Raw genomic sequence first — 13,259 nt, 5'->3', positions numbered from 1 at the left:
AGACTGAATGTATAAATCGAAAAAGATTTTATTATTGGGCTCAGGTGAATTGGGGAAAGAGGTCATACTTGAAGCTCAGCGACTTGGTGTGGAGACCGTTGCTGTAGACCGCTATGAACATGCTCCTGCCATGCAAGTCGCTCATCGCAGTTATGTGATCGATATGCTGGATGCGGAACAACTAAGGGGAGTTGTAGAGAAAGAACAACCCGATTTGATTGTACCGGAAATAGAAGCCATCGCCACATCCGAATTAGTCAAGTTGGAAGAGGAAGGCTTTCAAGTTATTCCGACAGCAAGAGCCGCTAAATTGACGATGGATCGTGAAGGGATCAGAAGGCTGGCTTCTGAAACTCTGGAGATTCCGACAGCAGCCTACAAATTCGCAAACACTTATGAAGAATTTGTCCAAGCTGCCAAGGAAGTTGGGTTTCCCAATGTCGTCAAACCGCTGATGAGTTCTTCAGGTAAAGGGCAAAGTGTGTGCCGCACGGAAGGTGACCTGGAGGATTGCTGGAAAATCGCGATGGAAGGCGGCCGGGTTCAAAATGGACGGGTGATCATTGAAGAATTTATCCGTTTTGATTCGGAAATCACGCTGCTTACTGTCCGGGCCGTAAATGGTACCATGTTTTGTGCTCCAATCGGTCACATTCAGCAGGGCGGGGATTATATTGAATCCTGGCAGCCGCATAATATGACAGAAGCACAAATAATGGAAGCGAAAAGAATTGCCCATGCCATTACGGATGAACTTGGCGGGTACGGATTATTCGGGGTAGAGCTGTTCCTCTCAGGGGATAAAGTTTATTTCAGTGAAGTTTCCCCACGTCCGCACGATACGGGGCTAGTGACATTGGTGACTCAGAATTTGTCCGAGTTTGCCCTTCATATTCGGGCGATTCTAGGATTCCCCATCCCGGAAATCAAGCTGATCAGTCCAGGTGCCAGCCGTCCATTAAAAGCGCAAGATGAGTTATCGGAATATTCAATAGTCGGTGTTGAACAGGCTTTGGCTTTACCTAATACACAAGTGCGTCTTTTCGGAAAACCTGTTACAAAGGCAGGTAGAAGGGTTGCGGTCGCCCTGTCGTCTGCCGATTCCATCGAGGTGGCGAGAGTGAATGCGGCCCGTGCTTTGGAATGTTTAGTTGTAGAGAAAGAATAGTGAAAAAAGCGCTCTTTGAATGGAGCGCTTCAGCTTGTGGACAAGAGGGAGCAGATTTCTTAAATCAAATGGAACATGATCTTCACTCCAGGTACTCGCTTTCCGCGGGCGGTCCGGAAGCCTCTTCGGCGCCATTTGCGCCTGTGGGTGGGGCCTCCCTTGGACACGTTTTTCCCGCAGGAGTCTCGAACACCCACTCCAATCAACTGGAATGGTTTTTAAAGTAAAACGTAGGCTGGTCTCATCCCGAACGGTTTAAGAATAGTTTGTACTTCATGATTTTCCTGCCGAAAAACTGGCTAGCCGAGACTCAGCTAGATGCTTGCGACAGGAGGTTTGACAGTCAGTCGGCGAAAAAAAGCAGATTTTCAAAAAATGTAACGTTTCTCAAAGATGACTTTGTCTGCTGTCTTACTCTAAAGCATCCTTATTCGGATGCTTTATTTCTTTTCTCCATTAATATCACTTTAAACTCCTGACAATCACCCGGTTTGAAGACGTTGAATGAAAAAAACTTTGTTCAAGTTCACTTACCCACACTGGTGTTAACCAAATCTTTTTCATTGTAATATGCCCCCTTTGCTGATGACTTCCCTGAATAACCAATTCCACATGCTGTCTTTACTTTGTCTTAACAATTATCCTGTCACTTTTTTACATAGCCTTGACATTGAGTTCATTTTCTTCACCTATAGTTAAATTAAATAGAAAACATTAACGGGAGGTCATTCATTTGAATCGCACTTGGAGTAAAAAGGTTTTACCTATCACGCTCGTTTCTGCATTGGCATTTGGAAGTTTATCATGGTCCGGTGCGGATCGTGTTTCGGCAAAGGGGAACCCAAATAAAGAACCGGAAATCAAGAACGTTATTTTCCTTATCGGTGACGGCATGGGTGTTTCCTATACCTCCGCTTACCGGTATTTAAAAGATAATCCTGGTACGAAGGTGGCAGAACGGACAGAGTTTGATAAATACTTGGTTGGCCAGCAGATGACTTACCCAGAAGACTCTGCACAAAATATAACGGATTCAGCTTCAGCCGCTACGGCAATGTCTGCAGGAGTGAAGACTTATAACGCTGCCATTGCAGTGGATAATGATAAATCCGAAGTCAAAACCGTATTGGAAGCAGCAAAGGAAAAAGGAAAAGCGACGGGATTGGTTGCCACTTCGGAAATCACTCATGCTACGCCTGCATCTTTTGGCGCCCATGATGAAAATCGGAAAAACATGAATTCAATCGCAGACGATTATTATAACGAATTAATCAAAGGCAAACATAAAATTGACGTCCTATTGGGCGGAGGGAAGTCCAATTTTGTCCGGCCTGATGTCAATTTGGCGAAAGCCTTCGAAAAAGACGGTTACAGTTATGTGACGGATAAAAATCAAATGCTAAAGGACAAAAATGAGCAGGTTCTTGGTTTATTCGCTTCTGAAGGACTTCCGAAAATGATTGACCGCCCAAGTGAAACGCCTTCTTTGGCAGACATGACAAGTTCGGCGATCCAGCGCTTGAATAAAGATAAAGATGGATTCTTCCTTATGGTCGAGGGAAGCCAGGTCGATTGGGCAGGACATGATAATGATATCGTAGGTGCAATGAGTGAAATGGAAGACTTTGAAAAAGCATACAAAGCGGCCATGGAATTTGCGAAGAAAGACAAACATACCTTAGTGGTGGCTACGGCGGATCACTCTACAGGAGGATTCTCGATCGGAGCAAAAGGAATATATAACTGGTACGGTGAGCCAATCAAGGCAGCCAAACGCACTCCTGACTTCATGGCGGATGCCATCGTCAAAGGCGCTGATGTCGAAAAGACGCTAAAGCAATTTATTAACCAAAATGTAGTGAAGTTAACTGACGGTGAAATCAAAACGGTAACTGAAGCTGCCAAATCAAAAAATGTGACGAATGTCGATAATGCCATCGAAGCCATATTCGATAACCGGACCAATACTGCCTGGACTACTGGGGGACATACGGGTGAAGATGTTCCAGTCTACGCATACGGGCCATATAAAGATCGTTTTGCCGGGCAGGTCGATAACACGGATCAAGCCAAAATCATTTTTGAGCTATTAAAGAAATAATGACTTCAGGGAGGGATTCAATGAACAGACTGATGATCGGTGCCCTGTTATTAACGGCATTTGGTGCTCTTAATACCCAACCAGCTTACGAAGAAGAAACGACAGCTAAAGAAAAAACAGAGGAAATTGCACGACCACTGGAAAAAAAGGATGTCTATGTTCCGAATCCGCAGCTTCCTGATGATATAAACTTGAACCAGATTGGACAGAACGTTTCCGATGCCAAAGGCGAATTAACCTTGAAGGCCTATAAAAAAGTGAATGAAACGTTGAATGTTGGCCCGATCGAGGTTAACATCAAAGAAATGAAAGTGATGCATGCCACTCCGGATTACAGCATGATCGATTTCTTCCACGGCTATACGCATGATGAAGATTTCGATATCGTAAAAGTGAACGTGGAAATCAAAAACAATTCGGATAAAAAAATTAAGTTTTCGCCAGTTGCTTTCCTTGAAACGGACAGAGGAGAACATCTGACATGGGAAGATGAGATCTATTTGGAAGAACTTACTGGTGAAATAGAAGGAAACGGTTCAAAAAGCGGAAACATTGGTTTCATTCTAAACGATGGAAACATAAATGGCATATCCGTCATGTCAAGTGATGCGGTGGATGACGAAGGGAAAGTCCTTGCAAAAGGCAAGTCAGCTGAATTCGCTTTTTAAAGAATATGTATAAATGGCTTGGAAAAATAAAATACTAGAACAAGTGATGGGGATTACTATCACTGAACGGAATATCCAAATCCTAATGATGAGGTGACACAGAATGAGCTATAAAGATCAATTAGATCCACATTCTCAAAAGTTTCACCATAATTGGACAAGACCTAAGCGTTCAAAATCTCAAGTTAATGGCCACACGCAAGAATCACAAACAAACATTATACTAAGAAGCAATGCAAAGGCTCACAGGTGGTAACGGATATTTCCGACAAAGAAGGAGGCTCCCAGCGAGTCTTCTTCTTTATATTTAGAATCATCTTAATCCAAGCAAGGCATTCATGGCTTTTCACTCATAATTATGATACCATTTACCTTTGAGATTGAAGTGATGAGCTTGGCGTGAAACTGGAGTCGATTGAAAGTTTCACCTTATACAAATAGAGGACGTGAATTGTAATGATTAAAATTGAAATCCCTGCAGCGGATATAAGCATCAAACAAAGAAAGCAAGTTATAGAAGGAGACGAAGCTGTCATTCCTGAAATTTACGGGTTTATCGATTTTCATTTGATTCCCCGTGATAAAGGCGGAATCATCTTGTTTTACAATGAGAATGATGAACTGATTTTTGTCGGTAAAGCCCGTAAATTAAGACCAAGGGTCAAGAAGCATTTCGAGGATAATGTTTCTCCGATTAAAGAGCACCGTAATGAAGTCAAGAAAATTGACATTCTTTTAGTCGAAGACGCTATGGAACGTGAAATCTATGAAACGTACATGATCAATAAGCTTCATGCTAAATACAACGTCGATAAAGTGTTTTATAAATAAGAAACACCTATGAAAAGCTGACTGCATATGCACTCAGCTTTTTTTGTGTTTAGGGATATGTACAGAAATAATTTCGTACATTTACAGCAGATACATGTTAGGTTAACAATGTTAGTTTATATTTAGAGTATTCCAATACATTCTCAGGAGGAAGCTATTGAAGAAAATACTTTGTAAAAAGGTGTTGGTTATCTCGATCGGGACAGTGATTGCCTTTGGGAATTTAACGTGGTCCATGTCACAAGCTTCTAAGCTGGCGAAACAGAGAGAGATTGAAACTTTTGAACAAAAGACAGTAACATCTTCAGGGTGGGAAATGGCGGAATAAGCACAATGGCCAATAATTTTTTTCTCGATTTGCAACAAAGAAAAAGAAAAATGTATTGGATGATGAAACGTTGTTAATGATCAGCTGTTTGTAAATATTGAAGTACATTAAAATGATTAAACTGCAATGGAGGTTCCTTACACATGATGTAATGTGTGATTGGGCTTCCATTTAATTTTATTGTTTTAATGTCAGCCCCTTTCATTTATCCGTGTGTCGGAGCAAGCGTGATTACATGGGTTCATGAGAAGTATTCGGAGGCAATTTTAAAAAAACTTGCAAATAGTAATGATTACGTTTTATTATTAGAGAGTGTTTTTATATGGAGATTGCTTCGGTATTTAAATCGTAATGATTTTGATTTACTTGAAGCAAAGAAATTAGGTAAAGGAGTGGTAAGGGTTGGAGATGAAGAAAATTCCGGTTACGGTATTGAGTGGATACCTTGGAGCAGGAAAGACGACGCTTTTGAATCATATTCTTGAGAATAGGGATGATCTGAAGGTTGCCGTCATCGTTAATGATATGAGTGAAATCAATATTGATGCTTCACTGGTCAAACAGGGAGGGTTTACCCGGACGGATGAAAAACTGGTGGAAATGCAGAATGGCTGCATTTGCTGTACGCTTCGTGAGGATTTGATGATTGAAGTGGAGAGATTGGCGAAACAAGGGGACATTGATTACATCGTGATTGAATCGACTGGGATAAGCGAACCGGTCCCTGTAGCCCAAACCTTCTGTTATGTTGATGAAAGCATGGGAATTGATTTATCGAAATCTTGCCGGCTTGATACGATGGTTACCGTTGTTGATGGGAATAATTTTTGGCAAGACTTCACTTCCGGAGCAACGCTTATTGACAGGATGCAGGCAACTGATGCTGCGGATGGCAGGGAAGTGGTCGATCTATTAATAGATCAGATAGAGTTCGCCAATGTCATCCTGTTAAATAAGATCGATCTGATGGATGCTGATGCCGTTGCGGAATTGAAGGCGGTTCTTCATAAAATGAATGCCGATGCGAGAATTATCGAAACAAACCATTCCAAGGTGCCGCTAAAGGATGTATTGAATACACATTTATTTGATTTTGAAGAGGCAAGCCAAGGAGCAGGCTGGATAAAGGAATTGAATGAAGAGCATATCCCGGAGACCTTGGAGTATGGGATTTCTTCCTTCGTTTACAGGAGGGGAATACCCTTTCATCCCGAACGGCTGATGGAGTGGTTGGAAAACTGGCCCATACAAGTGGTGAGGTCGAAGGGATTCCTTTGGCTGGCATCGAGAAATGATACCGCAGGCTTGCTTTCGCAGGCAGGACCGTCATTGACTTTACAAGCAGCCGGTAAATGGATTGCAGCTTACCCTGAGGAAGAACAGCGCCAAATTTTAAAGGAAGCACCTGAATTATTGGAACGGTGGAATGCAGTATACGGTGACAGGATGACGGAGCTTGTGATGATTGGCATTCAAATGAATCAACAGGAAATCGAAAATGAATTAGATCAATGCTTATTGACGGAAATGGAGATGCAGCAGGATTGGTCTCTTTATGAAGATCGATTGCCTGCATTTACGGAAATCGTTCATTAAAAAACTTTAGGAGGAAATAGAAATGAGAGTAAACATTACGTTAGCATGCACAGAATCAGGGGACCGAAATTATATTACGACGAAAAACAAGCGGAATAATCCGGACAGGATCGAATTGAAAAAGTACTGCCCGCGATTGAAGAAACACACGCTTCACCGTGAAACGAAGTAATTTTAAGGTTTAAATCGTAATGATTATGTTTTATCGAAGAGAATGGATGTAAAAGGAGGGAGGATTGGCTGACGCCAGTCATCGGGTCGCATGATTTACGCTGCGTGGAATGTGGTTATCCAATTGTATCGCAGTCGTTGCAGTGGGGACCTGGTTTATATGTCACGATGCATTGGCTGAACTTGAAATGCTCCCGATATCCAGGAATATATCGGGAGCAAGACAGGCAGCGGAATGAATTGTGAATAGTTTATAGATTTTTCATACATTCAAGATCTTAAAAAAGGAGAATATAAATGGCGAAAAAATCCAAGGTGATAAAAGCGCAAAAACAGGTGGCGATGGTCGAAAAGTATGCAGAATTAAGAAAGGAATTGAAGGAGAAAGGGGATTATGCAGCATTGGCCAAACTCCCTCGTGATTCCTCGCCGACAAGGGTCCACAATCGTTGTGGAGTAACGGGGAGGCCCCGTGGATATATGCGGAAATTCAACATGTCGCGTATCGTTTTTAGGGAACTTGCTCATAAAGGGCAACTGCCGGGTGTCAAAAAGTCAAGCTGGTGAAGCGGGGAGTTCTAAATCATTCATAAGAAAAGGGCACTTGTTAAAAAAGGGCCCCTCAGTTTGGCGACAAAAGGGGGATGGAGTCCGGATAAAGGGCAGTATAGACGGACGGAACCTCATTAGATTGAAGAGAATTTGCGGCACTCCTGCCGAAAAACCGGTTAGCCGAGACCCCACAGGCGCTCGCGGTGAGGAGGCTTGGCAGACAGTCGGCGGAAAGGGAGCGGAATCTGAAATCAACTAGAATGTTTTCTAGAAAAAACTGAAGGCTGGTCTCATCCCAACTTATATTTAAGACTAGTTCATCCTTTAAGTTTTTCACCTGTAATCCTCATTAGATTGAAGAGAATTTGCGGCACTCCTGCCGAAAAACTTGCTAGCCGAGACCCCACAGGCGCTCGCGGTGAGGAGGCTTGGCAGACAGTCGGCGGAAAGGGAGCGGAATCTGAAATCAACTAGAATGTTTTCTAGAAAAAACTGAAGGCTGGTCTCATCCCAACTTATATTTAAGACTAGTTCATCCTTTAAGTTTTTCACCTGTAATCCTCATTAGATTGAAGAGAATTTGCGGCACTCCTGCCGAAAAACTTGCTAGCCGAGACCCCACAGGCGCTCGCGCCGAGGAGGCATGGAAGGCAGTCGGCGGAAAGGGAGCGGATTTCTGAAATCTACTGGGACTTTAATTGATTTGTTTACAGTCTGAGGAGCCCTTGTTAAAAACAAGGGCTCCTTCCCATTCAAAAGTGTTTGCTTACTTGACTGCCTTTAATGCTTGTTCGGATATATAGAAGTCTTTTCCGTTGTAAACGGTGATCGCATTAATTTCTTTTTGTTTAGTGGATTTAGGAGTCTTGCTGATAACGATATTCTTATTTGCAGGCAACTCCACTTTTTGCTGCCCCTTTTTCGCTACGAAAACCGGGTTATTCGGGTCTGTAACATCAATGCGGGTTGAATATCCTTTTTTCTCAAAGGAATCTTTAGCATTCATGTATAGTGTGTTCGATAGTTTTTGTAAATCAAAGCCCATGAAATCAGCCATTTTTTTAGCGAGGTCTGTATTCTCCACTAATCCAGTCGGTTTTGAAGGGCCATAAGAATACAGGAATACGTCTTCCCCTGTATGCCCGCCAGTTGTAAAGCCAATGTTGGCACGGTTAGCAAGCAGCTTTGTCATTTCTGCACCTACATTTTTAGAAGAGGTAAGTTTTGCTGTTTCTTCAGAAGTCAGATTATCCAGTCCATACAGTGCTGCAACTTCTTTCAGATTGGAATGATCTGGTTTTAGCTTACTTAAGGCCCCTTCAACAGTCATTTTCGCTTTCTTTAATGGATCGATATAAGCTGATACGGGTGTTTCCGGGTAGGAGGAGTTCGTGTTTACGTTACCCATTGTAATTCCGCTGTTCCCATGATCCGTTACAGCAATGACCATCGTGTTTCCGTCATTTTTTGCAAACGTAAGGGCTTCGTTCACGGCATCATCAAAAGCTAAAGTATCACTAATCATTCCGATCGTGTCGTTTCCGTGAGCAGCCCAGTCAATCTTGCTTCCTTCAACAAATAAGAAGAAGCCATCTTTATCTTTTTTCAAGGTTTTAAGGGCTTTATTGGTCATTTCAGCTAAAGTGGGTTCACTTGGCTTTGTTGTTTTACGATCTAAATCATATGCCAGGGCGCTTGGTGCAAAGCTTCCCCAAATTTTATTCGATTTGGATTTTAACAGCTCGTCACGGGTTTCAACAAAATCATATTTGTCTTCATCGAGCACTTCCAAAAGGTTTTCTCCATCCATTCTTGCATTTTTTGTTTTACCTGGTAAAAGGGATTCTTTGCCGCCTCCCAAAACGACGTCAATCCCCTGATAAACCTGCTGTTCCGCAATATCACCATAATTGCTTCGATGTGTCACGTGAGCGGAGAAGCCTGCGGGTGTAGCATGCTGGATTTCAGATGTAGAAATGATGCCCGTAGCCTTTCCGGCTTGTTTCGCACCCTCCAAAACGTTAGCGACTGGCTTATGGGCATTTTTCGGATTAACTGGATCGAGCCCTGGAGAATTAACGATGGTTGGCAGGACACCGACAAATTTATCATTTGATTTATTTCCTGTCGCAAGCGCTGTTGCTGCAGGAGCTGAGTCGGTAATCGCCGATTCAGCCGAGTATGTACGCATGCCGCCAGACAGCATTTCGTCCATGGCTAGATTATCGCCTTTATACCACCTTGAAAGGGTTGTTGCTCCTGTGCTTGTTCCATCCATCACCATCATGATGACGTTGGTTGGTTCTTTTTTCTTGTCTTTAGCCTGAACTTCTTCCCTCATTGTTGAAATACCAAGTGATGATATGGCCACCGCGCCCGCTAAAGTAATTCCTGCTACCTTTTTGCTCATTTTCCCCAAAATGCATACCTCCAAAAATATGATTACATTTAGGATAAATGCAGTATATTAAGAAATTACTTCATGTAAGTAAAGAAAGGATTTTTATCCTGTAAATTTTGTTTGGAGAATAGAGTGAATGTAAAAAAAAGCAGAAGTCTATAAGACTCTGCCTTTTTAGGATGGTTTTTACCTTTGGAAAAATTCAATCCACTCTTTTTCCGGTCCATATACGTAGAAATAGCGATAACCATTCGGAAGGGTGACAATCTCTTCATCAATCAGTTCGGTGTTATCCAAGCTTTTGATCCGGGCATATTCTTCTTCGATATCATCCACGGTAATGGCAAAATGGTGGATCGTTGCTTCGGAGGGAAGTGTGTCGCTATATCCCTGAATCAATTCTATTTCTGTTTCGTCCGACTCTTCGTAACCGAGGAATGCCAGTTCGATCACTCCATTAGTATGAGTCATGCGTTCCTTTAATTTCAAATCCAGCACATCTTGATAAAAGGCGATGGATTTTTCAAGATCTTTTACAACAACGCCAATGTGATCGACCCTTTTTACAGCCAAGAAATCTTCCTCCTTCATTAAATCCGTATGCAACTTGCTAATAGTAGTATATATAAGATTATTCGGAATTAAATTACTTTTTTATAGCCGTTTTTAGATAATTTTTAAAATGATGTTAATAAAGGGGAATTATTGGTAAATAATGAAAAAATGACAAATGGCTTATGGGATAATACTTTTCTTCCATAGTATCTCTTGATAGATTCTTTTATTGGAAAGAAATGTATTCATCATTTTCCAGGGCAAAAATTTGTTTCTAAATGGAATAGTCGATATACTATGGAAACAACTCCATTATTAATGGATAGGAGAGGAGAGGTAGTATGGGAAAAATTCGTGAAGGTGAAGTTTTCACTCTTACTGATGACAGTGATGAAGGCCATGAAGTTGAGGTTTTAGGTTCATTGGATGTAGAAGGAACGGAATATGTTGCAGTAGGCTTGCTTGAAGATATTGAAGAGGATACGGATGAAGATATCGATATTTTCTTTTTCAGGGTCGAAGGCGAAGGTGAACTGCTCGATATCGAATCGGATGAAGAATTCGAAAAGGTATCATTGGCGTTTGAAGCGGCATTTGAAGCGAAAGAATGACAAGATAAAAGACGGCACAATGTGTGCCGCCTTTTTTATATGTATAAGGAAAGTATCGGCCCCGCCTTCGCCAAATACCATGATAGCCACGCGTGCTATCCAGCCTTACTTAAGTATAGGGTTGTATTATTGATAGGACGTGTACTCTATATGAAGATTTTGTTAATAAACGGAGTATTTTTCCATATCGAAGGCATGGGATAAAAAAGTGGAGGTGATGGGATGGCCGTTGTAAAGCACACTGATGCCGATATTGCCTTATTGGCAAGATTGCTTAGGGCGGAAGGCGAGGGTGAAGGTGATCAAGGCATGTAAAATGATCGGTAATGTAGGGGTCAATCGGATTAGGTCGAATTGTTCCGATTTCAAGGGGTTGAGGACGATTCCAGACATGATTTATCAGGAGCATGCCTTTGAGGCTGTACAGAAGGGGTATTTTTATCAGCGGGCAAGAGACAGGGAAAAGAGGCTTGCACGCCGTAGCGTAAGCGGCGAAAGGCTATGGCCTTCGAAATTTAGCCTATGGTACTTCAGGCCACCGGGAGATTGCCCGGCAACCTGGTATAATCAGCCCCTGGTTGGGCGTTTCAAGCTCCATTGCTTTTATGAACCAACAGGTACAGAATGTCCCAATATTTATAATACATTTTAAGGAAATGGCTGAACCTTATGGGGATTTGGCCTCTTTGTGCATCAATCCTTAACTTGGAAAAAACATATGATAAAACTGGCAAATGATTTACTGATACTGTAAAATTGACACTGTAAATTTCCGGATAAGAAAGGAATAAAAAGTTGATGAGTAAAAGGCTTATTGATTATGGACAAGGGCAAATGGGAGAACAGCCGGAGGATAGTACCGAGAAATTCAAGTCTTTCATGGAGAACAACCCGGACGCCATTTCCATTGTTGATCTGGAAGGAAAGACCCTTCAGGTGAATGCAGCTTTTGAAGAGTTTTTCGGATGGACGAATGAGGAGCTCATTGGCATGCCGTTTCCAATTATTCCTGATTTCTTGAAGGAGTCAGTCAATGAATTGCATGACCAAATTAAGGCTGGGGTACAAAAGAAAGGCTTTGAAACGGTCAGGTTAAGGAAGGATGGCCAGTTAATCGATGTAAGCATCTCCCTGTTTAATATCCGCGATAATGAAAATGAGCCGTGCGCATTGGTTTTCGTTTATCGGGATATTACGAATCAAAAACTTGCTGAAGCTGCCTTGAAGGAAAGTGAACAAAGGTATCGCAGTTTAGTGGAGGTGTCACCTGAAGCGATTTTTGTACATCGCAATGGGATCATCGAGTATATGAATCCCATGGGGGCAAAAATGCTTGGGATGGATAGTGTGGAAGATATTATCGGTAAATCGGTTTTTCAGTTCGTCCACCTGGAGTCCCGGGAAAGTGTACAAAAAAGAATCGAAATCATGAGGGACGATCATCAGGCGGTTGGTTTACTGGAACAAAAGTTCATTCGGCTTGACGGACAAGAATTTTATGGAGAAACACTCGGTCTTCCGATTATTTATAAAGGGCAACCAGCCATTCAGGTATTCTGTAGGGATATTACGGAGCGTAAAAAGACCGAAGAGCTGATCTGTAAATCCAATATGTTATCGGCGGTGGGACAGATGGCTGCAGGCATCGCACATGAAATAAGAAATCCATTAACTACGGTCAAAGGGTTTTTGCAATTATTAAGGGAAGACCCTGAGCAAAAGGACTATCTTGAAATGACGGTCAGTGAAGTTGAAAAAATTGAAATCCTGGCCAATGAGTTTTTAAGTTTAGCAGAGCCTGAAGCAAAGGTTTGTGAACTCATTCAGCTTAACGAGATATTGGACAGTGTGATTACGTTAGCCGAATTTCAAGCGATATTGAATGATGTCGAAATCATCAAGGAATATACTAGGGATACGGCATCAGTCTTTGGCGAACCGAATCAGTTAAAACAAGTATTCACGAATGTCGCCAATAATGCGATAGAAGCCATGCCGAATGGGGGCAAACTTCATATACAGTTAAACCATGAAGGTGACTCTGCGATGATCCGGTTCATTGATCAAGGCTGCGGAATCTCAAATGAACGCATGAAGCATCTAGGGCAGCCTTTTTATAGTACATCTGAAAAAGGAACAGGGTTTGGGCTCATGGTCAGCACCAAAATCATCCATGAACATAATGGGGAAATTCATTTCACTAGCGAAGTGGGAGAAGGGACGATTGTGGATATCAGTCTCCCTATCTATGAAAGTTCACAATGAAAAGTGACGAGA

Annotated in this window: 13 protein-coding genes and 1 pseudogene; 12 read left to right on the top strand and 2 right to left on the bottom strand. The window is 42.1% G+C overall.

The window, feature by feature from the left end:
• The first annotated feature begins 7 nt into the window (after nt 1-7).
• The 9 genes from purT to rpsN all read left to right on the top strand — a co-directional run bounded on the left by purT (nt 8) and on the right by rpsN (nt 7,430).
• Nucleotides 8-1,168 carry a phosphoribosylglycinamide formyltransferase 2 gene (gene purT, locus AC0VX1_RS24190; RefSeq protein ID WP_098187045.1) on the top strand — a complete coding sequence of 387 codons (1,161 nt, stop codon included), beginning with the start codon at nt 8-10 and terminating at the stop codon, nt 1,166-1,168.
• 733 nt (nt 1,169-1,901) lie between these two features.
• Complete coding sequence (locus tag AC0VX1_RS24185) at nt 1,902-3,269, top strand: alkaline phosphatase (RefSeq protein WP_475469395.1); 1,368 nt, start codon at nt 1,902-1,904, stop codon at nt 3,267-3,269.
• Between the two features lie 20 nt (nt 3,270-3,289).
• Nucleotides 3,290-3,937 carry a DUF4352 domain-containing protein gene (locus AC0VX1_RS24180; RefSeq protein WP_475469393.1) on the top strand — a complete coding sequence of 216 codons (648 nt, stop codon included), beginning with the start codon at nt 3,290-3,292 and terminating at the stop codon, nt 3,935-3,937.
• Between the two features lie 103 nt (nt 3,938-4,040).
• Nucleotides 4,041-4,193 (top strand): YpzG family protein, encoded by a 153-nt coding sequence (locus AC0VX1_RS24175; protein WP_072272311.1) that lies wholly within the window; start codon nt 4,041-4,043, stop codon nt 4,191-4,193.
• 194 nt (nt 4,194-4,387) lie between these two features.
• The gene (locus AC0VX1_RS24170; RefSeq protein ID WP_170946990.1) at nt 4,388-4,768 is read left to right on the top strand and encodes a nucleotide excision repair endonuclease; all 381 of its coding nucleotides are present in this window, start codon (nt 4,388-4,390) and stop codon (nt 4,766-4,768) included.
• 157 nt (nt 4,769-4,925) lie between these two features.
• Nucleotides 4,926-5,096, top strand: a complete 171-nt coding sequence (locus tag AC0VX1_RS24165; protein WP_156500230.1) for a hypothetical protein — start codon at nt 4,926-4,928, stop codon at nt 5,094-5,096.
• A 408-nt stretch (nt 5,097-5,504) separates the two neighbouring features.
• On the top strand, nt 5,505-6,692 hold the full coding sequence (locus tag AC0VX1_RS24160) for a GTP-binding protein (RefSeq protein WP_475471879.1): 1,188 nt from the start codon (nt 5,505-5,507) through the stop codon (nt 6,690-6,692).
• A gap of 22 nt (nt 6,693-6,714) precedes the next feature.
• On the top strand, nt 6,715-6,864 hold the full coding sequence (gene rpmG, locus AC0VX1_RS24155) for a 50S ribosomal protein L33 (protein ID WP_034310390.1): 150 nt from the start codon (nt 6,715-6,717) through the stop codon (nt 6,862-6,864).
• A 296-nt stretch (nt 6,865-7,160) separates the two neighbouring features.
• Nucleotides 7,161-7,430: a 30S ribosomal protein S14 gene (gene rpsN / locus AC0VX1_RS24150; RefSeq protein ID WP_057277996.1), complete on the top strand. Its 270-nt coding sequence runs from the start codon at nt 7,161-7,163 to the stop codon at nt 7,428-7,430.
• A 751-nt stretch (nt 7,431-8,181) separates the two neighbouring features.
• Here the strand turns inward: rpsN and AC0VX1_RS24145 are convergent.
• Nucleotides 8,182-9,834 carry an alkaline phosphatase gene (locus AC0VX1_RS24145; RefSeq protein WP_413008095.1) on the bottom strand — a complete coding sequence of 551 codons (1,653 nt, stop codon included), beginning with the start codon at nt 9,832-9,834 and terminating at the stop codon, nt 8,182-8,184.
• A gap of 168 nt (nt 9,835-10,002) precedes the next feature.
• Complete coding sequence (locus AC0VX1_RS24140; protein WP_054398933.1) at nt 10,003-10,407, bottom strand: VOC family protein; 405 nt, start codon at nt 10,405-10,407, stop codon at nt 10,003-10,005.
• 305 nt (nt 10,408-10,712) lie between these two features.
• Between AC0VX1_RS24140 and AC0VX1_RS24135 the strand changes: the two genes are divergently transcribed.
• From AC0VX1_RS24135 to AC0VX1_RS24125, 3 genes and pseudogenes are all read left to right on the top strand, one after another.
• Entirely contained in the window at nt 10,713-10,982 is a 270-nt protein-coding gene (locus tag AC0VX1_RS24135) for a DUF1292 domain-containing protein (RefSeq protein WP_034310405.1), read from the top strand.
• A gap of 222 nt (nt 10,983-11,204) precedes the next feature.
• Nucleotides 11,205-11,634: pseudogene (locus tag AC0VX1_RS24130) on the top strand (cell wall hydrolase).
• A gap of 146 nt (nt 11,635-11,780) precedes the next feature.
• Nucleotides 11,781-13,247 carry a PAS domain-containing sensor histidine kinase gene (locus tag AC0VX1_RS24125; RefSeq protein ID WP_475469387.1) on the top strand — a complete coding sequence of 489 codons (1,467 nt, stop codon included), beginning with the start codon at nt 11,781-11,783 and terminating at the stop codon, nt 13,245-13,247.
• Nucleotides 13,248-13,259: the final 12 nt, after the last annotated feature.

The organism is Peribacillus sp. QJM3NY_7 (assembly GCF_056173225.1).
Note: the sequence above shows the minus strand (reverse complement) of the source record. Positions and strands in the feature narration are given on the sequence as shown.

What these genes read in the sequence shown, in the direction of transcription:
- purT (WP_098187045.1), top strand. Translation starts at nt 8, where the DNA reads ATGTATAAATCGAAAAAGATTTTATTATTGGGCTCAGGTGAATTGGGG.
- AC0VX1_RS24180 (WP_475469393.1), top strand. Translation starts at nt 3,290, where the DNA reads ATGAACAGACTGATGATCGGTGCCCTGTTATTAACGGCATTTGGTGCT.
- AC0VX1_RS24175 (WP_072272311.1), top strand. Translation starts at nt 4,041, where the DNA reads ATGAGCTATAAAGATCAATTAGATCCACATTCTCAAAAGTTTCACCAT.
- AC0VX1_RS24160 (WP_475471879.1), top strand. Translation starts at nt 5,505, where the DNA reads ATGAAGAAAATTCCGGTTACGGTATTGAGTGGATACCTTGGAGCAGGA.
- rpmG (WP_034310390.1), top strand. Translation starts at nt 6,715, where the DNA reads ATGAGAGTAAACATTACGTTAGCATGCACAGAATCAGGGGACCGAAAT.
- rpsN (WP_057277996.1), top strand. Translation starts at nt 7,161, where the DNA reads ATGGCGAAAAAATCCAAGGTGATAAAAGCGCAAAAACAGGTGGCGATG.
- AC0VX1_RS24140 (WP_054398933.1), bottom strand. Translation starts at nt 10,407, where the DNA reads ATGAAGGAGGAAGATTTCTTGGCTGTAAAAAGGGTCGATCACATTGGC.
- AC0VX1_RS24135 (WP_034310405.1), top strand. Translation starts at nt 10,713, where the DNA reads ATGGGAAAAATTCGTGAAGGTGAAGTTTTCACTCTTACTGATGACAGT.
- AC0VX1_RS24125 (WP_475469387.1), top strand. Translation starts at nt 11,781, where the DNA reads ATGAGTAAAAGGCTTATTGATTATGGACAAGGGCAAATGGGAGAACAG.